This is a genomic window from Pseudomonas sp. 1928-m (genome assembly GCF_029269135.1).
Lineage (GTDB): Bacteria > Pseudomonadota > Gammaproteobacteria > Pseudomonadales > Pseudomonadaceae > Aquipseudomonas.
In genome coordinates, this window is sequence record NZ_JARIXO010000001.1 from 2,060,085 (window position 1) to 2,081,967 (window position 21,883).

At 61.7% G+C, this 21,883-nt stretch carries 23 protein-coding genes; 11 read left to right on the forward strand and 12 right to left on the reverse strand.

All coding sequences use genetic code 11. From position 1 onward, the window contains the following. Positions 1 to 135: 135 nt before the first annotated feature. Positions 136 to 537 (reverse strand): hypothetical protein, encoded by a 402-nt coding sequence (locus P3C18_RS09320; protein WP_275961519.1) that lies wholly within the window; start codon positions 535 to 537, stop codon positions 136 to 138. Between the two features lie 144 nt (positions 538 to 681). Here P3C18_RS09320 and P3C18_RS09325 point away from each other — a divergent pair, with 144 nt between their 5' ends. After that, a complete protein-coding gene (locus tag P3C18_RS09325; protein ID WP_275961520.1) occupies positions 682 to 1,065 on the forward strand; it encodes a hypothetical protein in 384 nt (127 codons plus the stop codon). Positions 1,066 to 1,148: 83 nt separating this feature from the next. After that, positions 1,149 to 1,652: a cupredoxin family protein gene (locus P3C18_RS09330; RefSeq protein ID WP_275961521.1), complete on the forward strand. Its 504-nt coding sequence runs from the start codon at positions 1,149 to 1,151 to the stop codon at positions 1,650 to 1,652. A 70-nt stretch (positions 1,653 to 1,722) separates the two neighbouring features. Here P3C18_RS09330 and P3C18_RS09335 read toward each other — a convergent pair whose 3' ends face one another. After that, the gene (locus P3C18_RS09335) at positions 1,723 to 2,094 is read right to left on the reverse strand and encodes a glutathione S-transferase N-terminal domain-containing protein (protein ID WP_275961522.1); all 372 of its coding nucleotides are present in this window, start codon (positions 2,092 to 2,094) and stop codon (positions 1,723 to 1,725) included. A gap of 134 nt (positions 2,095 to 2,228) precedes the next feature. On the opposite strand from P3C18_RS09335, the gene P3C18_RS09340 reads away from it, so the two are divergent. Continuing rightward, positions 2,229 to 2,465, forward strand: a complete 237-nt coding sequence (locus tag P3C18_RS09340; RefSeq protein WP_275961523.1) for a DUF3820 family protein — start codon at positions 2,229 to 2,231, stop codon at positions 2,463 to 2,465. On the opposite strand, the gene P3C18_RS09345 is transcribed toward P3C18_RS09340, so the two are convergent. The 7 genes from P3C18_RS09345 to nhaD all read right to left on the reverse strand — a co-directional run bounded on the left by P3C18_RS09345 (position 2,452) and on the right by nhaD (position 9,788). Further along, positions 2,452 to 3,396, reverse strand: coding sequence for an ABC transporter substrate-binding protein (locus tag P3C18_RS09345; RefSeq protein WP_275961524.1), 945 nt, complete (start codon positions 3,394 to 3,396; stop codon positions 2,452 to 2,454). The genes P3C18_RS09340 and P3C18_RS09345 overlap by 14 nt on opposite strands. 548 nt (positions 3,397 to 3,944) lie before the next feature. Continuing rightward, entirely contained in the window at positions 3,945 to 5,540 is a 1,596-nt protein-coding gene (mqo, locus tag P3C18_RS09350; protein ID WP_275961525.1) for a malate dehydrogenase (quinone), read from the reverse strand. Between the two features lie 420 nt (positions 5,541 to 5,960). After that, on the reverse strand, positions 5,961 to 6,509 hold the full coding sequence (gene folE, locus P3C18_RS09355; RefSeq protein ID WP_160014565.1) for a GTP cyclohydrolase I FolE: 549 nt from the start codon (positions 6,507 to 6,509) through the stop codon (positions 5,961 to 5,963). An 86-nt stretch (positions 6,510 to 6,595) separates the two neighbouring features. Next, positions 6,596 to 7,153: a Smr/MutS family protein gene (locus P3C18_RS09360; RefSeq protein WP_275961526.1), complete on the reverse strand. Its 558-nt coding sequence runs from the start codon at positions 7,151 to 7,153 to the stop codon at positions 6,596 to 6,598. A 46-nt stretch (positions 7,154 to 7,199) separates the two neighbouring features. Next, positions 7,200 to 7,520 carry a hypothetical protein gene (locus tag P3C18_RS09365; protein WP_275961527.1) on the reverse strand — a complete coding sequence of 107 codons (321 nt, stop codon included), beginning with the start codon at positions 7,518 to 7,520 and terminating at the stop codon, positions 7,200 to 7,202. 123 nt (positions 7,521 to 7,643) lie between these two features. Beyond that, entirely contained in the window at positions 7,644 to 8,240 is a 597-nt protein-coding gene (locus tag P3C18_RS09370) for a cysteine hydrolase family protein (RefSeq protein ID WP_275961528.1), read from the reverse strand. A gap of 318 nt (positions 8,241 to 8,558) precedes the next feature. Next, positions 8,559 to 9,788, reverse strand: coding sequence for a sodium:proton antiporter NhaD (nhaD, locus tag P3C18_RS09375; RefSeq protein WP_275961529.1), 1,230 nt, complete (start codon positions 9,786 to 9,788; stop codon positions 8,559 to 8,561). A gap of 268 nt (positions 9,789 to 10,056) precedes the next feature. Between nhaD and prmB the strand changes: the two genes are divergently transcribed. Beyond that, positions 10,057 to 10,989 (forward strand): 50S ribosomal protein L3 N(5)-glutamine methyltransferase, encoded by a 933-nt coding sequence (prmB, locus tag P3C18_RS09380; protein WP_275961530.1) that lies wholly within the window; start codon positions 10,057 to 10,059, stop codon positions 10,987 to 10,989. On the opposite strand, the gene P3C18_RS09385 is transcribed toward prmB, so the two are convergent. Continuing rightward, positions 10,990 to 14,466 (reverse strand): hybrid sensor histidine kinase/response regulator, encoded by a 3,477-nt coding sequence (locus P3C18_RS09385; protein ID WP_275961531.1) that lies wholly within the window; start codon positions 14,464 to 14,466, stop codon positions 10,990 to 10,992. A gap of 243 nt (positions 14,467 to 14,709) precedes the next feature. Here P3C18_RS09385 and P3C18_RS09390 point away from each other — a divergent pair, with 243 nt between their 5' ends. Beyond that, positions 14,710 to 15,279: a GNAT family protein gene (locus P3C18_RS09390; RefSeq protein ID WP_275961532.1), complete on the forward strand. Its 570-nt coding sequence runs from the start codon at positions 14,710 to 14,712 to the stop codon at positions 15,277 to 15,279. A 3-nt stretch (positions 15,280 to 15,282) separates the two neighbouring features. Beyond that, the gene (locus tag P3C18_RS09395) at positions 15,283 to 16,116 is read left to right on the forward strand and encodes an AraC family transcriptional regulator (protein ID WP_275961533.1); all 834 of its coding nucleotides are present in this window, start codon (positions 15,283 to 15,285) and stop codon (positions 16,114 to 16,116) included. Here the strand turns inward: P3C18_RS09395 and P3C18_RS09400 are convergent. Together P3C18_RS09400 and P3C18_RS09405 are read right to left on the reverse strand one after the other, a co-directional pair. After that, positions 16,113 to 16,904 carry a hypothetical protein gene (locus P3C18_RS09400; protein ID WP_275961534.1) on the reverse strand — a complete coding sequence of 264 codons (792 nt, stop codon included), beginning with the start codon at positions 16,902 to 16,904 and terminating at the stop codon, positions 16,113 to 16,115. The two genes, P3C18_RS09395 and P3C18_RS09400, sit on opposite strands and share 4 nt — an antisense overlap. A 64-nt stretch (positions 16,905 to 16,968) precedes the next feature. Beyond that, positions 16,969 to 17,964 (reverse strand): alpha/beta fold hydrolase, encoded by a 996-nt coding sequence (locus P3C18_RS09405; protein ID WP_275961535.1) that lies wholly within the window; start codon positions 17,962 to 17,964, stop codon positions 16,969 to 16,971. Positions 17,965 to 18,126: 162 nt separating this feature from the next. On the opposite strand from P3C18_RS09405, the gene aroC reads away from it, so the two are divergent. From aroC to P3C18_RS09430, 5 genes are all read left to right on the forward strand, one after another. Further along, positions 18,127 to 19,218, forward strand: a complete 1,092-nt coding sequence (gene aroC, locus P3C18_RS09410) for a chorismate synthase (protein WP_275961536.1) — start codon at positions 18,127 to 18,129, stop codon at positions 19,216 to 19,218. 58 nt (positions 19,219 to 19,276) lie between these two features. Further along, positions 19,277 to 20,428, forward strand: a complete 1,152-nt coding sequence (locus tag P3C18_RS09415) for an MFS transporter (protein ID WP_275961618.1) — start codon at positions 19,277 to 19,279, stop codon at positions 20,426 to 20,428. 53 nt (positions 20,429 to 20,481) lie between these two features. Beyond that, positions 20,482 to 21,030 (forward strand): acireductone dioxygenase, encoded by a 549-nt coding sequence (locus tag P3C18_RS09420; RefSeq protein WP_275961537.1) that lies wholly within the window; start codon positions 20,482 to 20,484, stop codon positions 21,028 to 21,030. A gap of 75 nt (positions 21,031 to 21,105) precedes the next feature. Beyond that, positions 21,106 to 21,297: a PLDc N-terminal domain-containing protein gene (locus tag P3C18_RS09425; RefSeq protein WP_275961538.1), complete on the forward strand. Its 192-nt coding sequence runs from the start codon at positions 21,106 to 21,108 to the stop codon at positions 21,295 to 21,297. 43 nt (positions 21,298 to 21,340) lie between these two features. Continuing rightward, positions 21,341 to 21,874: a histidine phosphatase family protein gene (locus P3C18_RS09430; protein WP_275961619.1), complete on the forward strand. Its 534-nt coding sequence runs from the start codon at positions 21,341 to 21,343 to the stop codon at positions 21,872 to 21,874. Positions 21,875 to 21,883: the final 9 nt, after the last annotated feature.

Sequence of the window (21,883 nt, forward strand, 5' to 3'; positions counted from 1 at the left end):
AGGGACTTCCATCCGTGGAAAAGGGGCGGCGATTCTGCTGATTTTTACCGGACTGTCAACCGCGCGGTTATCGGCACATAAGGACTGCCCGCTTCTAGCGATTTTCTGCCGCTCACGACCAACTCACCCAGCTCCTTAAATATCCCGAAACAGGTCGTGTGCGTTAAGCAGGTCGTAGGCGATCTGCGGGCGTTTCTCCAGGCCGCGGCGAATGGCGGTGGGGATGGCCTGGCGGGTTTTGCGACACAGCCCCGGCAATTCATCGATCTGAACCGCGATGCCGCGCATGCTACGTACTTCGTTGAAGCCCGGGGCAACCTTGACGCGCACGCCGAGCTGCTCATAGATGCGCCGCTGCAGCTTTTCCAGGTCGGCCAGGCTTTCAAGGTTTTCCAGGCGCTCCAGCAGGCGCTTTTCCTCGTTGCGGGTGAGCAACAGGATGCGCACATCGCTGTTTGCTTGCTGCAACAGCTGCTCGCGCCCGCAATCGCAGGCGCCGGGTGGGCAGGGTTGGCGCAAGGGTGGGGTGTTGGTCATGGGCTCCGATCATAGCCAGCTGCGGGGGCTTTTGCCCATGCTCGGGTGTGGACAAAGCCGTTATTGGGCGGATAATCCGCCTCCATGCCATTGCTCAAGACCACCTCCGCTACCATGCGCTCACTGCGTACTGCCCTGATCTGCATGCTGATGCTCGCCCTCCCGGCGCAGGGCATGGTCGCCCTCAGCATGCAGTTATGCGCGCTAACCCAGCAGGGCAGCGCGACGGCGCAGGTTGATGCACAGATGACGGCGCATCATCCAGGCATGATGGTCACGGCTCAGGCTGCTGAGCAATCTGCACACGGCGGGCATCACGCCGGCGATAACGCCAGCAATGTGCTAGCGGATTTGGATAAAAGCCTGTGTAGCCTTTGTGCGTTCTGTGTGGGTGCGGTAACCCTGAATTCAGTGAAGGGCTGCGATGCACCGTTGCAAGCCGGTGAGCCATCCCTGGCGCGCCTTGACCAGTTTGTGGGCTTTATCGGCGAACCCCTCGAACGTCCCCCGCGGTTAGTTCTTGTCTGAACAGTGTGTTGCTGTGTGCGGTCAGCAGCTCTGCTGCGTCTGGCCCGCAGCGTTTATTCAGTTTCGAATTCGAGAACCTAACCATGAGTGCATCTTCAAATTCCGTTGCCTTGCTGTTGAGCCTGGGCCTGTTGCTGGGCGCCAGTGCTGCGCTGGCCGCTGGCGAACATCACGGCACGCACCACGCGTCAGCGCCGGCCAAACAGCAGAAAGCCTGGGGCATCGCCGGCGAGCCGGAGCAAGTCAGCCGGACCATCGAAATCAGCATGAACGATCAGATGCGTTTCAGCCCCGACCAGCTTGAAGTTAAGCAGGGCGAAACCATCCGCTTTGTTCATCGCAACGAGGGGCAGGTCATGCACGAGTTCGTGCTCGGCACTCAGGCTGAGTTGCAGCAGCATGCTGCGATGATGGCGACATCCGCGAGCATGCAACACGATTCGCCGGATATGGCCCATGTCGCCCCAGGGCAGCGCGAGGAGCTTATCTGGACCTTCAACCGCGCAGGTGAGTTCGACTTTGCCTGCTTGATTCCCGGCCACTACCAGGCCGGTATGGTGGGTAAGGTGCGGGTGCTGGCTAACTGAATACGTTGGCCTGAGTGATCAGCCATAACGCTGAAACAACCGGGGCCGCTTAGCGACCCCGGTTGTTTGTTCAGACTGCGGCGAAGCGCTCGTCGAGATAGGCAATGATCGCCTTGGACTCGTACAGCCAGGTGCTCTGGCCGTTTTCTTCGATGCGCAGGCACGGCACCTTGATCTTGCCGCCTTGCTGTTCCAACTCGCTGCGTGCCTGAGCGTCGTTCTTCGCGTCGCGCAGGGCCACCGGCACATTCAGCTTGTGCAGGGCGCGGCGGGTTTTTACGCAGAACGGGCAGGCGTGGAACTGGTACAGCGCGAGGCCCGCGGCGCTTTGCTCGACCGCAGCCTGAGCTTCTGGGGTGCGTTTGAGCTTGGCCGGACGGCTGATCCAATCGAGGAAGATGATCAACTGGCCGAGGCCGATGCGCAGTGCCTTGATAATCATGCGGGGCAAACCTTGGGTCGATAAACAGGGGCGCGCAGCTTACCCGAGTTTTTCCGCCTTGGCGTCGGCGCTGGTCTGGCTCTGCGCCCAACGGCATAATCCGTGCTCGATTGCCGAACCCTGCCGAGCCTGCGATGAAACCCGAAGACCTGCTGTTGCTGGTAACCCGCGAGATGCCTTTCGGCAAACACAAAGGCCGTCTGCTCGCCGATCTGCCGGGTAACTACCTCAACTGGTTTGCCCGCGAAGGTTTTCCACAGGGCGAAATCGGCCGCTTGCTGGCGCTGATGCAGGAGATCGATCACAACGGCCTGTCGGGCCTGCTCGACCCGTTACGCAGCAAACCGCGGGTGCCGTTCAAGGGGCAGTAGGTCGTTTGTCGGGCAGTTCTGCATCGGGCTTTGGTAGGCAGCCCAGGCCGACATGTTTGGGAATGCCCAGTTGTTCATTTATCTCTTCGATCCATTGATGCCATTGCCCGCTGCGTAATGCCTGAGCTGCTGCGCGGTCCAGGCGCGGTCCCCACTGCTCCACGTGTTTGCGCAGAACCAGATAGTTCGGCAGGTTGGTGAGCGCAGGCCCACGACGCTCCAGGGTCTTACTCAGCCCTTTCTGCTGCAGTGAGGTCAATCCGCTGCGTTCGGGCTCTATGACGATGTCCAGGCGACCACGCTCCAGCATCAGGAACATATTTTCGCGACTGATGAGCTTGTCGTGTTGTATGCCCTGCTTATCCAACAGGTCTGTGGCCAGCTGGTTGCCATTCAGTATGCCGACACGTAAATCACGCAAGTCCTCTGCAGTGTTAATTACCCAGCGGCTGTCCCTGTGCACGAAGGCGTAATTTGTTGAGCAACTGAGCGGTCCGACCAGATGTACCTGCTCACGAAAGGACGCTACTGCGCCAGGCTGACGAAAGAACTCGGCATCGACCTCACCGCGCTGCAGCATAAGCAGCGAGCGCGCAGCTGGCACGAGCGTTATTGCCGGCTCAAAGCCGGCCTTACGCAACAATGCCTCCACTGCGGGTACTTGCGGTGCCAAGAAGTCGGCAGCCGACAATTCAATTGTCTGTGCTGACGCCATGCCATGCATCAGCACAAGGTTTAGACCCACCAAGCTACTGACCCGGCGCAGGTTGCTAGTGGCGTATTGGCAGCGCTTTAGCACTGTGGCGGCTGCCAGCGGATTGCGATTGGCGGTGGGCAGTGAATGCCTGGGCAGTGGCTGTGCGCTGGAGCAGATCGCCCAGCCTATGGCGTCGCATAGTGCTAGGTAGACAGATGAAATGGCATTTGCCACTGATTGCCTCCGGCTGGTTGTGGCCTGTTACAGGGTGCAAACCATGCACGTCGCGTTGCGCAGATAAATGACAGGCCATGAGTTGCATCCAGAGAGACTGGCGTTATATGGATAATTTTCCGCCAATACCTCCCAGCTTAATCTAGCTATTGGGTAGCTGCTTCGAGTGACTAGAGCTGTGGGCGCAAATTGTTCCGCATGGAGATGCCCCGTGCCTCTACATGCCTCAGCTGCAATTGCCTGCTGGCCAGCAGTGCCAGTTGATAATGGTTTTGCTTGGTTTATGAACCCGCGATTGGTATCGAAGATGCGGCGTGCAGATGAACGCTGCGTCTGCGCTGACCGATATCGATTGCTGTTGCTGGTTGCAGGGTTACGGCCCTGAATAAAAACACCCTGCGAAAGGCTAGCTTTGGCAGGGTGTGTGGGGCGTGCATTGACCGGCTTGTGGCCGATTTTTTATTGCGTGCCATCCATGGCTGCAGGCTGTGTCGCGCGAGGCGACGGTAAAAAGTGCTTCTGGCAATCTGCATTGCGCAGCAGGCGGCTTACTGCGCCTGGCTGACCTCTGGGGTGAGGGCCAGCGGTGGCACTTCAACGAACTCCAGTTGCAGGCGTTCGCTGCTCCAGGCGCGGGTCTGATTGGTCAGCGCCAGGTCGTCGTTCAGCTTTTGGCCGTAGGACGGGATGATTTCTTTCAGCTTGGTTTGCCACTCAGGGCTTTGCAGCTTGTCCTTGAAGGTTTTCTCCAGTACCGAAAGCATGATCGGTGCGGCCGTCGAAGCACCCGGCGAGGCGCCGAGCAGGGCGGCGAGGCTGCCATCGGCGGCGCTGACCACTTCGGTGCCGAACTGCAGGATGCCGCCGTGTTCAGCGTCTTTCTTGATGATCTGCACGCGCTGACCCGCCTGGATCAGTTCCCAATCTTCTGACTGGGCATTGGGGAAGTACTCGCGCAACGAATCCATGCGGTCTTCCTGGCTGAGCATCAACTGGCCCATCAGGTAGGTGCTGAGCGAGAAGTTATCGATGCCAGCGTGGGTCATCGGCAGGATGTTGTCGGTGGTCAGGGCGCTAAAGGTGTCGAGCAGCGAGCCATTTTTCAGGAACTTGGTGGAGAAGGTGGCGAACGGTCCGAACAGCAACACCTTTTTGCCCTCGATCACCCGAGTGTCCAGGTGCGGCACGGACATCGGCGGCGAGCCGACCGAGGCTTTGCCGTACACCTTGGCCTGATGCTGGGCGACGATTTCCGGGTTGCTGGTGGCCAGGAACGAGCCGCCAACCGGGAAGCCCGCATAGCCTTCGGCCTCGCTGATGCCGGACATCTGCAGCAGTTTCAACGCGGCGCCGCCGGCGCCGATAAACACAAACTTGGCGTTGATGGTTTTCTCGGCGCCGCCGTTGCTCAGGTCGGCCACCCGTACGTTCCAGGTGTTGTCGGCATTGCGCTCGATACCGCGCACTTCATGCTGCAGGTTGAGGCTGACGTTGTCCTGCTGGCTCAGCGAGTCGAACAGCTGACGGGTGATCTCGCCAAAGTTGACGTCGGTGCCAATCGATACGCGGGTAGCGGCAAGCTTCTGCCCAGGCTCGCGGCCTTGCATCACCAGCGGTACCCACTGCTCGATCTGCTGCGGGTCTTCGGAATACTCCATGCCGCGAAACAGCGAGCTGGCCTGCAGGGCGGCATGGCGCTTCTTGAGGAACTCGACGTTGTCATCGCCCCAAACAAAGCTCATGTGCGGCACGTTGTTGATAAACGAAGGCGGATTGTTCAGCACCTTGCGCTCAACCTGATAGGCCCAGAACTGTTTGGAAATCTCGAAGGATTCGTTGATCGCCACCGCCTTGCTGATATCGATGCTGCCATCGGCCAGCTCGGGGGTGTAGTTCAGCTCGCAGAAGGCCGAGTGGCCGGTGCCGGCGTTGTTCCAGGCGTTGGAGCTTTCATCGGCGACGCGGTCGAGACGCTCGTAGATATCGATGCTCCAGCCCGGCTCCAGCTCATTGAGGTAGGTGCCCAGGCTGGCACTCATGATGCCGCCGCCAACCAGAAGGACGTCCACGGTTTTTTCTGGCTCAGGGTGCTTGGCGCAGCCGATCACGCTCAGGCACAGGAGGGTCAACAGGAGTTTTTTCATTAAACCAACCATCTTATCGGTGAAGTCAAAATGACGACCTGGGCGACACGGGATCAGGCGTGTGGCAATAGCCTGCATGCCCGTCGGCGGGCGACAGGCACAGGGCAGGTGTACAGGGCGTCGTGTGCGTAACGGCAATGGCTCAGGGCGCAGCTGGCGAAGCACTGCGCAAGCGTTGCAAGGCGTGGGGCGACTGCCGTTGTCAGGCTTATCGCAAGAAGCATGCCCGCAGCACACCAGCCCCAAGCTGCGGCGTGCTGCCGCAGAGGGATGGGCGTTTTGCCTGTTTCGGGTGGCGTGATCTCGCCATGTTTGGGCGGTTTTACCGAGGCTTTTGGCGGATTGTCGCCGCCTGACTTGATCGCCTGCAGGCGCAAAAAAACCGGCGCTAGGCCGGTTTTGGGTGTCGCACAGGCTTGCTCAGTTATTGACCAAGCTGAGGAACTCACTGCGTGTGGCGGCGTTTTCGCGGAACTCGCCGAGCATCACCGAGGTGACCATGGAGGAATTCTGCTTCTCCACGCCGCGCATCATCATGCACATATGCTGCGCTTCGATCACCACCGCCACACCGAGGGCACCGGTGACCTGCTGGATGGCTTCGGCGATCTGCCGGCTGAGGTTTTCCTGGATTTGCAGGCGGCGCGCGTACATATCGACGATGCGCGCGACCTTCGACAGGCCGAGCACCTTGCCATTGGGGATATAGGCGACATGGGCTTTGCCGATAAAGGGCAGCAGGTGATGTTCACACAGCGAATACAGCTCGATGTTCTTCACCAGTACCATTTCGCTGTTGTCGGAGCTAAACAGCGCGCCGTTGGTGACTTCTTCGAGGGTCTGCTGATAGCCCTTGCACAGGTACTGCATGGCTTTGGCGGCGCGCTTGGGCGTGTCGAGCAGGCCTTCGCGGGATACGTCTTCGCCAAGTTGGCCAAGGATCGCGGTGTAGTTCTGTTCCAGGGACATGGACAATCTCGTAGGTCTTTCTAAAGGGCGCAGGTTAGGCCGCGAGGCTCGGGCTGGCAAGTGCGCAACCCGCCAGCGGCATGAGCTTATTCGTCGCGGCCATCCATCATGGTGCGCTTGAGCATCACGTACACCGCGCCGGTGCCGCCGTGTTTGGCCAGGCAGGAGGTGAAGCCGAGCACCTGTGGGTGCTGGCGCAGCCAGGTGTTGACGTGGCTTTTGATCATCGGCTTGCGGCCGTCCATGCGCACCGCCTTGCCGTGGGTGATGCGCACGCAGCGCACCTCCAGCTTGTTGGCCTCGGCGATAAATTCCCACAGGGTGTCACGGGCTTTTTCCACGCTCATGCCGTGCAGGTCGAGGCTGCCTTCAAAGCTGATCTGGCCTAGCTTGAGCTTGCGCATCTGGCCTTCCTGCACGCCGTTGGCGGCCCAGTACAGCGGGTCTTCGGCGCCGACATCGATGACAAACTGGTCGGACAATCCATCGACCTTGACCGAATCCACGCGCGCCGTGGCGGCCTGGCGCAGGGTGGCCAGTTGGGCACGGTTAGGTTTCGGTTTACCGGTGTCGGCGCGGTCATGCTTGATTGGTTTGACGCCACGCAACTCGGCTTTAAATAAAGAAAAATCGTCGTCTTGCATTGAGGCCTCCGCGAAGGCCGCTAGTGTACCCAAGCTTTGCCTGGATCTAGTCGCGCTTTTTCATCAGATGTGGGGCCATGCTCAGGTCGCTGGGGCGGCGCAGGCGGCGTCGGCAGCGGCGCCAGAGCATCACGCCGAAGCACAGCAACAGCAGGCCGATAACGATAAATACGCCGGCCGCGCCTGGTGATTCGTTCAACGGGCCGAGTGCAGCGGGTTGGCCGAGCAGGGTGGCGGTGCCGGCCATTGTCAGCAGCACGCCGAATGTGGCGAACAGCGCCGCCAGGCCAGCGCCCAGGCGCAGGCGCCAGTTGCTGGCATTGCGTGGGCGCAGGCGGCGTGCATCAAAACCATCGGAGTGCTTCATTCCGATTTCCTCATGCCAATTTCCTCGGTGGCTATCGGCGGTATGACCGGTGTGGGCTGGCGTGGTTCAACTGCGCCCAATAGCCCCTGCGCAAGTTGCGAACTGCGCCGCGCTGGCGGTTGATCAGATCAAGGCGCTGGCGCAAGGCACCACGGCGGCAAAGTTGTCGGCCAGGGCGATCATCTCGGCGCGGTGCATGTCGGCTGCGCTGATCACCTGACCGTCGAGCGTTGGCAGGTCGCGGGTGGCGCAAGCGGCATCGACCACGGTGCAGCGGTAACCATAGTCTTTGGTGGCGCGCACCGTGGTGCTGATGCTCGAATGGGTCATAAAGCCGCAGACGATCAGGTCCAGGTGGCCCAGGGCCTGCAGGCGCTCATGCAGGTCGGTGCCGTTGAAGGCGTTGGGCATGCGCTTTTCGACGATGATCTCGCCAGGCAGCGGCGCCACTTCCGGCAGGTGCAGGCCGCGCGGGCCGCGTGGGTCGAGCAGGCCGTCGGGAATGCCCAGGTGTTTGACGTGGACGATGGCGCTGCCCAGGTGACGGGCGGCGGCCAGCAGTTTGGCGATTTCTTCCAGCGCGGCATCCAGCCCTGGTAATTGCAACACGCCGCTGCGGTATTCCTCTTGCGCATCAATGACCAGCAAGGTCGCATTGCTCAGGCTGGCGGGCGCATGGCTGCGGCCAGTGAGGGCGAACATCGTTTTAGGGGGGGACATGGCAGGAACTCCAGGCTGGCATGGACAGTCCACCCATTGTCCGCCTGTGCTGCGCTGCTGTGAACCTTTGTGGTCGATGATCTTGCATGCGGCCTATGCGGCGAGCAGAATCGGGGTGCTGCCGAGGAACGGCGATCTCAAGCAAAGGAGCTGCAATATGAGCCTGATTGCACTGTTTTCCGAACACTTCTGGCTGTTGTTTGCCGTGGCGATCTCCATCGCTGTGCTGCGCGAACTGCACCTTAAACGAGACTAGTGGCGACGCTTTCACAGCCGCGGTCATCGACAAGCGCCAGGCTATGCCCTGGCGCTTGCGTTTCAGTACAGGCCAAACAGTTCGAACTGCAGGTACCAGATACCCAGCGAGCCGAAGAAGTTGACCAGAATGGCTGGAAGGAACTTCAGGTGCACGGCGAAGCTGTAAGTCTTGTCCAGCGACATCGCCATGATCCCTGCGGCTGAGCCGACCACCGTCAGCGAGCCGCCAATCCCCACCATCAGCGCATTCAGTGCCCACTGATTGAGCCCCAGTTGCGGGTTGGACATCAGCGCCGCCGCTTCCACGGGCACGTTGTCCATTACCCCGGATGCCACCCCGAGCACCACGTTGACCGCAGTGGGGTGCAGCACTTCGAACAGCCGCGAGATATACGACAGCCAGCCGACGTGGTTGAGGCAGGCCACCGAGGTGATGATGCCGATAAAGAACAGCAGGGCGTTCCACTCGACCTTTTGCAGTTGATCCTGCCAGGGCAGCTCGATACCGCGGCGCATCAGCAGCCAGGCATACAGGGCGACGATGCCCAGGCCAATGCCGATGGCGAACTCAATGCTGACTTTCAGCACGATATTGCACAGCACCGCGCCAAATACCGCGAAGAAACCGACTATCGCCAGGCCCGCGCCACCGGGTTTGAGCGCGGATTCGGCCTGGTCGGCCACCTCAATCAGGCTCTGCCCATCGAGTTTGCGCAGGTAGAAGAAATGCAGCGTGGCGGCGAACAGCAGCCAGCCAATCAGCGCCGAGGGGATCAGCAACAGCAGGCCGGCGATGCTGATCTTGCCGGCCAGTACCACCATCAGGCTGGTCGAGGTGCCGAGAAACCACACCCCGGAGTTGGAGGCGACCACGATGTTGCACAGCGAAATATGCGTGTAGCGCTGATTGGTCGAGATGCTTTTCACCGTTTTGCCGAAGATCATCGCCGTGGTGATGTTGTTGAGAAACGGCGAGAGCAGCGCCGACAGCGCGCCGGTGGCCCAGAACATACCGCGTGCGCCGAGGCCCTTGCGCATCAGGTAGCCATTGAGTGCGGTGAAGACGTTTCGCTCATTAAGCAGCTCGACCACCATCCACATAAACGCCATAAAGGCGATCAGGCCAAACAGCTCTTCCTTGATCTCGCTCTGCGCATGCAGGAAGTACTGAAAGCCGTTGGGGTCGTAAAACGCGTAGTGGGCGCCGATAACGATCAGGCCGGACATCATGAACATCGCCGGCTTGAACTTATCCATCTCCAGTTGTGCTTCAAAAACAATCAGCGTCATGCCAATCAGGAATATCGCCAGCACGAGCAAGCCCGTGATCGAGAAGGGATCTATGACCATTTTTAGGGATGTCTTGAGAAGGGAGGGAAGGGTTTGGAAATTAGTAACAAAATTATACTGATGCGCATGATGCTTGGGCAGGCCTACTTTGTGACTGTGGCGGCCTTTATGGTCAGCGATGCGTCGTGCGGCTAAACAAGCGCTGCGCCCGGCGCGGGCTGGTGCGCCAGGCTGTTAGAATGGCGCACTTTTTCTGCGGAGAGCTGCCGTGACCGACGCTACACATACCTACCCAACCCGCCTGCGCACGGTGCGCGACTACATTCGCTGGGCGGTCAGTCGGTTTCATGGCGAGGAGCTGTTCTTCGGCCACGGCACCGACAACGCCTGGGATGAAGCCCGCCAGCTGGTGCTCGGTGCCCTGCATCTGCCTTACGAAATTGCCGACAGCTACCTCGATTGCCGCCTGGAAGACGACGAGCATGCGCACCTGCACGCCTTGCTCGCACGGCGTATCGACGAGCGCGTACCGACCGCCTATCTGTTGGGCGAGGCCTGGTTCTGCGGCATGCCGTTTATTGTCGATGAGCGTGTGCTGATTCCACGCTCACCGATTGCCGAGCTGATCGAGCAGCATTTCGAGCCCTGGCTGGCGCTGGAGCCTGCGCGGATTCTTGACCTGTGCACCGGCTCGGGTTGCATCGGCATTGCCTGCGCCTACGAGTTCCCGGATGCCGAAGTGGTGCTCGGCGATCTGTCCTATGAAGCGCTGGAAGTGGCTAACCAGAACATCGAGCGCCATGGCCTGGATGAGCGCGTGTACACCGTACAGGGTGATGGCTTTGCCGGGCTGCCGGGGCAGCGCTTTGACCTGATCGTCTCCAACCCGCCTTACGTGGATGCCGAGGATTTCGCCGATATGCCGGCCGAATACCAGCACGAGCCTGAGCTGGGCCTGGCCTGTGGCGACGATGGCCTGGACCTGGTGCGGCGCATGCTCGCCGAGGCGGCGGATCATCTGACTGAAAAGGGCGTGCTGATTATCGAAGTCGGCAATAGCCAGGTGCATGTCGAGGCGCTGTACCCGGAAGTCGATTTCACCTGGCTGGAATTCGAGCGTGGCGGTCACGGCGTATTCCTGCTCGCCGCCGCGCAATGCCGCGAGCACCAGGCGCTGTTTCGTCAGCGCCTGAATGGCTGATTAGCGCAGCACTAGATGCCGGCTCAGCAAGGCGCGCAAAGCGGCCGGCTTGACCGGCTTGGGCAGGAAGTCGAGGCCGGCGGCATGCACCTGAGCGATCAGCTCGGGGCGGCCGTCGGCACTGATTACCACGCCTGGTAGCGGCTCGCCCAGGCGCGTGCGCAGCCAGACCATCAGTTCGGTGCCGGTTTCGCCGTCATCCAGGTGAAAGTCCACCAGTGCCAGCTGCGGCCGCACGTTTTCATTCAGCAGGTGTTCGCACTCCAGGCGATTGCGCGCCGTCCAGACCTGACAACCCCAGCGTGATAGCAGGCTGTGCATGCCGGCGAGGATGCTGTCCTCGTTGTCGATGCACAGCACCTGGATGCCGGCCAGCGCCTCGCCATGCTGCTCGGGCTGGCTGACCAGCACGGGCGGCTCGGCATGCACGGCCAGGGGAATGGTGACGCTGAATACGCTGCCCTTGCCTGGCCAGGAGCGCACTTCCAGCTGGTGGCCAAGCACTCGGCACAGGCCGTCGGCAATCGCCAGGCCCAGGCCCAGGCCTTTTTCGGCGCGGGTCTGGTGGCTGTCCAGGCGCTTGAATTCCTCGAAAATCACCTTGCGTTTGTCGTCGGGAATACCCGGGCCGCGATCCCAGACTTCCAAACGCAGCTGCTGGCCGTTGCGGCGCACGCCGAGCAGCACGCGGCCTTTGGCGTAGCGGAAGGCGTTGGTCAGGAAGTTCTGCAGAATGCGCCGCAGCAATTTGATGTCGCTGTCGACCCGCAGGCGGCTACCGCGCAGGCGGAAGTCCACGCCGTGTTCGGCGGCCAGCACCTTGAATTCCGCCCCGAGGGTGTCGAACAGGTTGTTCAGCACAAAGGCGTGGCGGTCCGGGGTGATGCGGCCGTTTTCCAGGCGTGAGATATCCAGCAGGTCGCTGATCAGGTCTTCGGCTGAGCGCAGCGAGCTGTCCAAATGGCGTACCAGTTCACGGGCATCGGCGGGCAGGGCGTCGTCCTGATGGGACAGGGCGGCGGAAAACAGCCGCGCGGCATTCAACGGCTGCATCAGGTCATGGCTGACGGCGGTGAGAAAGCGGGTTTTCGACTGGTTGGCGGCCTCGGCCACGCCCTTGGCTTCGGTCAGCGCCTGGTTCAGTTGTGACAGCTCCTGGGTACGTTCGCTGACCCGTTGTTCCAGGCCTTCGTTGGCGTCCTTGAGTGCACGCTCGGCTTCGCGGAATTCGGTGATGTCGGTAAAGCTCATAACAAAACCGCCGCCGGGCATGGGGTTGCCGATCAGCTCGATCACCCGGCCGTTGGGGAACAGCCGCTCGGAGGTGTGCGCAGTGCCCTGGCGCATCCAGTACAGGCGCTTGCTGACGTGCTCCTCGATATCACCGCCGCCGAGCAGGCCGCGTTCGGCGTTGAAGCGAATCAGCTCGGCCACCGGCCGGCCCACATACACCTGACCGTCGGGGTAGTTGAACAGCTCAATATAACGGTGGTTCCAGGCCACCAGGCGCAGCGACTGGTCGACCACGCTGATGCCCTGGGTGATGTTCTCGATGGCACCTTGTAGCAGCGCACGGTTGAACTGCAGCACTTCCGAGGCTTCGTCGACGATGCGCACCACATCCTCGACCTGCATCTCGCGGCCTTCGATGGCTGCCTTGACCACCGCGCGGGTCGATGAGGCGCCGAGCACACCGGCCAGCAGGCGTTCGGTGTGGGCGATCCATTCACTGTTGGCGGTCTGGTTGGGGTCGAAGCCCTTGCCCTGGCGGTAGGCGAAACGCATAAAACTCTGTCGCGCACGGTCTTCCCCGACAAAGCGGTTGGCCAGCAGCAGCAGGTCGCCGACCTGCACCGCGAGCATGCTGCGGTTGCTGGGTTTGTTGCCCAGGTCATGGCCGATAAAGCGCCCGGCCTGCCAGTGCTCGGCCACGCGGGTGCGCGAGAAGTAGGAGACCCAGGCAAACAGCAGGAAGTTGCCAGCCAGCGACAGCACCACACCACGGGTCAGCGGGTCGACCTGAAAGCCAATCGGCCCGTACAGCAAGGTTTGCACCCCCGGCAAGGCATCCGCCGGCCAGCCCAAGCCGCGCGCCACCAGCGGCATGACCAGGGTGTAGAACCAGATCAGCGCACCGAAGAACAGTCCGGCAAACACGCCTTGGCGATTGGCCTGCTTCCACACCAGCGCGCCGAACATCGCTGGAGCCAGCTGGCCGATGGCGGCAAAAGACACCTGACCGATGGTCGCCAGGCTGGCGTTGGAGCCAAGCAGGCGATAGCACACATAGGCCAGCAGCAGGATCAGCACGATGCTTACTCGGCGAGCAGTGAGCATCCAGTGGCGGAAGGCTTCGAACGGCCGCTCGGTGTTTTGCCGGCGCAGCAGCCAGGGCAGCAGCATGTCGTTAGAAATCATGGTGGAGAGCGCCACCGAGGCAACAATCACCATGCCGGTGGCCGCCGATGCGCCACCGATAAAGGCCAGCATGGCCAGCGCAGGATGGGCTTCGGCCAGCGGCAGGCTGATCACGAAGGAGTCCGGGGTGATACCAGCCGGCAGCAGCATCTGTCCGGCCAGGGCGATGGGCACCACAAACAATGCGGCGAGGACCAGGTAGGCGGGGAACACCCAGCGCGCCAGGCGCAGGTCCTTGGGCTCGATGTTTTCCACCACGGTCACATGGAACTGCCGTGGCAGGGCGATGATGGCGATCATCGCCAGGCCCGTCTGGGTCATCATCGCTGGCCAGTTCACCGTTTCTGCCCAGAAACCTTCCAATTCGGCGCTGGCCTTGGCCTGGCTGAACAGATCCCCAAAACCGTTGTATAAGCCATAGGTGACAAACGCGCCGACGGCGAGGAAGGCCAGCAGCTTGACCAGCGACTCGAAGGCAATCGCCAGAACCATGCCGCGGTGGTGTTCGGTGACGTCCAGGTTGCGCGTGCCGAACAATATTGTGAACAGCGCCAGCACCAGCGAGACGATCAGCGCGGTGTCCTGGGCGCCGGTGCCGTTGGCGCCTGCGCCGGCACCGCTGAGCAGATTGACCCCGAGCACGATGCCTTTGAGCTGTAGGGCGATATAGGGCAATACGCCGACCAGGCAAACCAGCGCTACCACCACCGCGAGGGCCTGGGATTTGCCGTAGCGGGCGGCGATAAAGTCGGCAATCGAGGTGATGTTTTCCTGCTTGCTGATCATCACCATCTTCTGCAGCACCCAGGGCGCGAAGACCAGAATGATGATTGGCCCGAGGTAAATCGGCAGGAACGACCAGAGCTGCTCGGCGGCCTGGCCCACCGCGCCGAAAAACGTCCAGCTGGTGCAGTACACCGCCAGTGACAGGCTATACACCCAAGCGCGGATCTTCGGCGGCATGGGCGCGGCGCGGCGGTCGCCGTAGAAGGCGATGGCGAACAGAATGGCCATGTAAATCAGCGCAACCGCGGCGATCAGCCCGCTAGACAGGGTCATGCAAACTCCGAAAACAAACTATAGGGGGCTGCCGGGGTCATATCTGGCAGCGCAGCGGCTGCCCAAAGCCTACCGCATCAGCGTCCACGGTAGATGATTGCTGATCAGTCTCGCAGCAAAGTGACGGTGCGTCAGGCACGACCAAGGTCGCACTGGTGTAGAACATGTTGCTGTTGTGGATTGTGCACACTTGCCGGCCCTGTTAGCGTGTCGCGCCTGCGACTCTGTCCGAGGAGGGACCCTATGTTCAAGCCGCAACTGATTACCCTGCAACGTGGTGGATTGCGCATCGAGCCAATGGTCGACGCCGATATTCCCGCCCTGATCAGTCTGGCCGAAGCCAATCGCCAGGAGTTGATCTATATGAGTGGCAGCCAGCGCCTTGACTGGTATCGCCAGGGCTTGCTCGAACAGCGTGAAGGGCGGGCCTTGCCCTTTGTCATTCGCCTGGGCGAGCAGTTGGTGGGCACCACCCGTTTCGGCGACTTTATGAATACCTTGCCGGCGGCGGAGATCGGCTGGACCTGGCTGGATCGCAGCCAGCACGGCACGGGCCTTAACAGCACCATCAAGTACCTGATGCTCAAGCATGCTTTCGAGCACTGGGGGCTGGTTCGTGTGCAGCTGAAAACTGCGGCCAGCAACCTGCGCTCGCAACGCGCCATCGAAAAGCTCGGCGCGCAGCGTGAAGGTGTGTTGCGCAATCACCGCCGCCTGGCCGATGGCCGTCTGGACGACAGCGTGCTGTACAGCATCACCGACCATGATTGGCCGACCATCAAGCAGCAGCTGGAGGCGCGTTTCAGCGGTTAAGGCATGGCGCAGGCGGGTGGCGAACAGACACGATTCTGGCAGGCGCGCGAGCTGGGCGGTATTGAGCTGCTGCACGCGCACTATATCGAGCAGCGCTTTTCGCCCCATGTGCATGAAGGCTTCGTTTTCACGGTGATCGAGGAGGGTGCCCAGCGCTTTCGCCACCGTGGCAGCGAGCACCTGGCGCCGGCCGGCAGCATGGTGCTGATCAACCCGGATGAGCTGCACACCGGCTCCAAGGCCCATGACCAGGGCTGGCACTACCGCGGCTTCTACCCGGACAACGTGCAGGTGTGTGGTGTATTGGCGGAGCTGGAATTGGGTCAGCAGGGCATGCCGTCATTCGCCCTGAGCGTGCTGCATGACCCGCAGCTGCATCGCCAATTCGGCAACCTGCACCAATTGCTGGACAGCCAGGCGTCAGCGCTGCAGCTGCAAACCGCCTGGCGTGAGGCGATTCTGCTGCTGTTTCAGCGTCACGCGCGTTTGCCACAGGGCCTGGTGCCGGGGCATGAACCGCGCGCCGTCAGCCGCGCCAAGGAATTGCTCAGCAGCCAGCTGGCGGCGCCGCCATCACTGGAGCAACTGGCGCAGGCTGTGGGCTTGTCGCCCTTTCATTTCGCCCGAGTGTTTCGCCGCGCTACCGGCCTGCCGCCGCACAGCTGGCTGATGCAGCGCCGCTTGGAGCAGGCGCGGGCGTTATTAAGAAATGGCTGCGCGCCGCTGAGTGTGGCGATGCAGTTGGGTTTTGCCGACCAGAGCCATCTAAGTCGGCAGTTCAAGCAGGCTTATGGCGTGGCGCCAGGGCAGTATCGTCAAGCCAGCGCTGTTAGCTAGCGCGTGGCAATCCAGATCAGCAACCCCGCCTGAAACACGCAGAAGGCCACCAGACAGGTGATGGTAAAGCGCAAGCCGCCGTCTTCGCGTTTGAACACTTCGATACGTTCTTCCAGCTTGCGCACCTTCACTTCCAGCTCGCGCAGGCTTTGATCGGCCTGTTGCAGCATGCTGGCAGCATCCAGCAATTCGACGATCTGCACCTTCTCCGTATGCCAGTCACCATGCAGCGAGCTGACCCGGGGCGCGCCGCACTGGGCCTTGATCTTCAGTGGGTCGAGGTATTCGACGACAAAGCCCTGGGCTTGCAGGCAGTGGTCGCGGCGGGCGCGGGCCTCTTCACTGAAGGCGTCCTTGCTGGGCAGTGTGGTATTGGCCACTTGATAGTGGGCGAAGTGCTGGCGTGCCCAGCTAATCCCCTGGGCCAGCATAAAGCGCCCCAGGCCACGGTTTTCCGGCTGCACCTGCAGCGCGCTGTCGGGGCCGAAACTGAGCAGGCGCTGCTCGTGATCGGCCCAGACTTCGAGAATATTTTGTTCCTTGCGCACGCGCTGACCGGGTAGCTGCAAGGTCAGACGCAGCAGGCTGTGCTGCTTGCCCAGGCGCTCGACGCGGCCGAATTGGATAAAACGCAAGGGCCGTGCGCCGGTATGGCGGTCGGTGGGCAGGGCGGCCAGGCGCAATAAGCGAAAGTGTTCGGGCGCAAGTTCAGCCCAGGGATGGGCCTGCTCGACAACCTCCTGCGGGGCGGCGTCGGTATCGGTTTGTGGCTCTGGGCTGTCGGTCATTCGCGGCGATCCTGTGCGCGACATCTTCAGGTGTCGCCTGATGCGCTTATCGGCCGCCGCTCGGCTAACTGGAGGCTGGCTTTTTGCCGCTGCGCTGGATGAACTGGGCGATCTGCTCGCCTAGCCCCTGTGCCAACGGTAGCCGAGGATTGTCGTAGCTGGCCAGTTGCGCCGGTAAATCCAGCGCGCTGATGCGCAGCAGATGGTTCATCCCGGGGATGATCAGCAACTCGGCATCCGGCTTGGCCGCCTGCAGCGCCTGGGCATCGGCGACGCTGACCTGGATGTCATGGCTGCCTTGCACGATCAGCGCCGGGATCTGCAAGCGGGCAAAGGCCTCGCCTGGGTTCTGCCGCAGCAGCGAGATCAGATAGGGCTGCACGCTGGGGCGAAACAGCACCTGCAACTCTTTGGGTACCTTGGGGCTGAATTGCCCCGCCAGCAGGCGGTCGAGTATTTGATTGCTCTGCGCCAACAGATGCGGCGGCAGGCGCGCGGCCAGTTGCTCGCGCAGCAGCTGATCAATCGGCCGTGAGCTGCCGGCAATCGCCACCAGGGCATCGGCCTGGGCCGGTTCGGCAGCCAGGCTGGCAATCAGCGCGCCTTCGCTGTGGCCGATCAGTATTAGCCGGTCAAATGCCGGATCAGCCCTGAGCAGCTGCGCCCAGGCCACGGCATCGCTGACATAACCCTCGACACTGAGGTCGCGTTCATCCGGTGTGGCGGCGCGGCTGGCGGCTACCCCGCGCTTGTCGTAACGCAGGCTGGCGATGCCCTGTTTGGCCAGGCTCTGCGCCAGGCGCTTGAGGCTGTCGCTCTGGCCGCCTTCGGGGTTGTTGCCGTCACGGTCGGTGGGGCCGGAGCCGGCAATCAGCAGCGCCACGGCTACTGGCGTGGTGGTGCTGGGCTTGAGCAGCGTGCCATGCAGGGTGCCCTGGCCTGTCTGCAAGCGCATGGGTTGCTGCACGCTGCTGTGTGCGGTGCTGCTCTGTGCGACGCCGGGGGCGGCTTGCAACAGGGCGCTACAGAGAAGAAGGGGCAACAGAAGAACTCGGGTCATGGATAGGGACTGCCAGGGGTGAGTCGATTGGACGTTTATCCGCCCTGAAGGTTCGAGGATGATCTGTACGGACGCCGCGGGTATACTCGCCGCCTTTACTCAAGTGGGGTTTTGCGCCGGCTGGCGTAGCCTCGGAGCTGATTTTCGCGGAGCGTTTTGCACATGTCCGGCAATACCTACGGCAAGCTGTTCACTGTCACCACCGCTGGCGAAAGCCATGGCCCGGCGTTGGTCGCCATTGTCGATGGCTGCCCGCCGGGGTTGGAGATTAGCCTGGAAGACCTGCAGCGTGATCTTGATCGGCGCAAACCCGGTACCAGCCGTCATACCACGCAGCGCCAGGAAGACGATGAGGTAGAAATCCTCGCCGGGGTGTTCGAGGGCAAGACCACCGGTTGCTCGATTGGCCTGCTGATCCGCAACACCGACCAGAAGTCCAAGGACTACTCGGCGATCAAGGATTCCTTCCGCCCAGCCCACGCCGATTACACCTATCACCATAAATACGGCGTGCGTGACTACCGTGGTGGTGGCCGCAGCTCGGCGCGCGAAACCGCTATGCGTGTGGCCGCTGGCGCCATCGCCAAGAAGTACCTGGCCACCCAGGGCATCGTGATTCGCGGCTATATGAGCCAGCTTGGGCCGATTGAAATCCCGTTCAAGAGCTGGGAATCGGTCGAGCAGAATGCCTTCTTCAGCCCCGATCCGGACAAGGTGCCGGAGCTGGAAGCCTATATGGACCAGCTGCGCCGTGATCAGGATTCGGTCGGGGCGAAGATCACCGTGGTTGCCGAAGGCGTGATGCCAGGCCTGGGCGAGCCGATTTTCGACCGTTTGGACGCCGAACTGGCACACGCGCTGATGAGCATCAACGCGGTCAAGGGCGTGGAAATCGGCGCGGGGTTTGACAGCGTGGCGCAGCGCGGCACCGAGCACCGTGACGAGATGACCCCTGAAGGTTTCCTCTCCAATAACGCCGGCGGCATCCTCGGCGGTATCTCCAGTGGCCAGCCGATTGTGGCCCACCTGGCGCTCAAGCCGACCTCTAGCATCACCACGCCGGGGCGCTCGATTGATATTCACGGCAACCCGGTGGATATCATCACCAAGGGCCGTCACGACCCGTGCGTGGGTATCCGCGCTACACCAATCGCTGAAGCGATGATGGCCATCGTGCTGATGGACCACCTGCTGCGCCACCGCGCGCAGAATGCCGATGTACGGGTCAGCACGCCGGTGCTGCCGCAGCTGTGATCAGCGCTGCTGCGCGGCCAAGCGCGTCCCGCAGCACGCTGCCGGGTTTATGCCCAGCATGAGCCCGGCATTGCCTTACTGGCGCTTGTCCGGTTTCTACTTTTTCTATTTCTCGCTTCTCGGCGCCACCGCGCCGTTTCTCGCGCTGTATTTCGACCACCTGGGGTTTTCTGCCGCGCGGATCGGCGAGCTGATCGCCATTCCCATGCTGATGCGCTGCATCGCGCCGAACATCTGGGGTTGGCTGGGTGACTACAGCGGGCGCCGGCTGGCCATCGTGCGCTTTGGTGCGATCTGCACGCTGCTGTGCTTTGCCGGCATCTTTATCAGCCAGAGCTATGCCTGGCTGGCGCTGATCATGGCGCTGCATGCGTTCTTCTGGCATGCGGTGCTGCCGCAGTTTGAAGTCATCACCTTTGCCCATCTCAAGGAACAGGCGGCGCGCTATAGCCAGATTCGCCTGTGGGGCAGCATCGGCTTTATCGTCGCGGTGGTGGGGCTGGGCAAGCTGTTCGAGGTGCTCAGCCTGGACGCCTATCCCTGGGCGCTGATCCTGATCATGAGCGGCATCGTGCTGAGCAGCTGGTGGGTGCCCAATGCCCAGCCGCAGATGCGCCCGAATACCCTGGAACAGGGCGGCTTTCTGCAACAGTTGCGACGGCCGGGGATTCTCGCCTTTTACTTAAGCGCCGGGTTGATGCAGTTGAGCAACGGCCCGTACTACACCTTTCTCAGTTTGCACCTGGAAGCACTCGGCTATTCGCGCGGGGTGATCGGGCAGCTATGGGCGCTGGGCGTACTGGCCGAGATCGTGCTGTTTATGGTTATGGCCCGGTTGCTGGCGCGCTACTCCCTGCGTACCGTGCTGCTGGCGAGTTTTCTGATTACCGCCGTGCGCTGGCTGTTGCTGGGTAACCTGGCTGGGCATCTGCCGGTGCTGCTGTTTGCCCAGTTGATGCATGCCGCAACCTTTGGCAGTTTCCATGCAGCGGCCATGCATTTTGTTCAGCGCAGCTTTGCCGACCGCCAGCAGGGGCAAGGCCAGGCCTTGTATGCCGCGTTGGCGGGAGTGGGCGGGGCACTGGGCGCGCTGTATTCCGGTTACAGCTGGCACAGCCTCGGCGCCGCCTGGACCTTTGCCATCGCCAGCCTGATTGCCCTGGCGGCTGCGCTGATTACCGCGTGCTATATGCGTGATGAGCGGCCCTAGCTTTTATTTGCCGAATTGAACACCTGAATTAAAACCGTACGAGAGCCCTGACCATGAGCAGCCTGACCGTCTACCACCAGTTCTCGCCCGAGTACCCGAACAAGCTGCTGACTCACCTCGAAGACATCGCCAGCACCCTGGCCGCCGTCGGTGTGCAGTTCAGTCAGGTGCAGGTAGCGCAGCCAGTTACCGCAGGTGGCGCCAGTGATGAGCTGCTGGCGGCCAGTCGTGTGCAGATCGACCAACTGATGACCGCGCATGGCTACACCAGTGCCGAGGTCCTGAGCCTGTGTGATGAGCGTGGTGAGGGCAGTGAGCTGGCTCGTAGCCTGCGCGCGGAGCAAAGCTGTCAGCCGGCCCATCTGCATTACTACCTGGCCGGGCGTGGCCAGCTGGCGCTGCATATTGGCGAGTACGTCTACAGCTTGCTATGCGAGAAGGGCGACCTGCTGCTGGTGCCGGCCGGCACGGCGCATTGGTTCGATGGCGGTGAGCATCCGCGTTTTGCCGTATTGCGTCTGTTCGATAGCCCGCAGGTGCCGGGTTTTGTGCCAGTGGCGGGTGATTTTGCCGCCGCGTTTGCCGGGCTGGATGACTGCTGAACAAGCAAACTGCTGAACTCTTGTAGCGAGCGGCTATCCTACGAAGGCGAAACCTTCGCATAGGAGCGTCAAATTATGGGTTCAACATTCAACGGTTTGCTGGGGCTGGTCATTCTGGCGCTGGATATCTGGGCGATTCTCAGCGTCATCAAAAGCAATGCCGAAACGGGCATCAAGGTGCTGTGGATCTTGCTGATCGTCTTGCTGCCGGTGATCGGCCTGATTATCTGGGCATTGATGGGCCCGCGTGGCACGGTCAAGTTCTAGCAGGCCGTTGAAAAACTACCGGCGTTGGCAATACGGCGCGTGGCTGTTGGCGCTGTATCTGCTGAGCGGCGCGGTTCAAGCTAGCGATAAGCAAGCCTGGACCGCGTTGCGTGAAGGCCGCGCCGTGCTGCTGTTGCGCCATGCCACAGCGCCCGGCACGGGTGATCCGGCGAATTTCCAGCTAAGTGATTGCCGCACGCAACGCAACCTCAATCAGCTTGGTCGTGAGCAGGCGCAGCGCTGGGGACAGTTGTTGCGTAGTCAGTGGATCGAGCCGCGCCTGCTCAGCAGCCGCTGGTGCCGCGCTCAGGACACGGCCCGCGAAATGGGCTTGGGCGCAGTCGAAGCGCTGCCAGCCCTGGACTCCTTCTTTCAAACACCCAACACCGCCCGCGAGCAGACCACCGCGCTGATCGAACAGGTCAATACGCAAGCCCGTGGCGCGTCGTTGGTGCTGGTCTCCCATCAGGTCAATATCACCGCGCTGACCGGTATCTACCCGGCGTCTGGCGAAGGGTTGATTCTGGCGTTACCGCTAGAGGCTCCGGCACGTGTGCTGGCGCGCGTTAAGCCCTGAGTCGCGGCG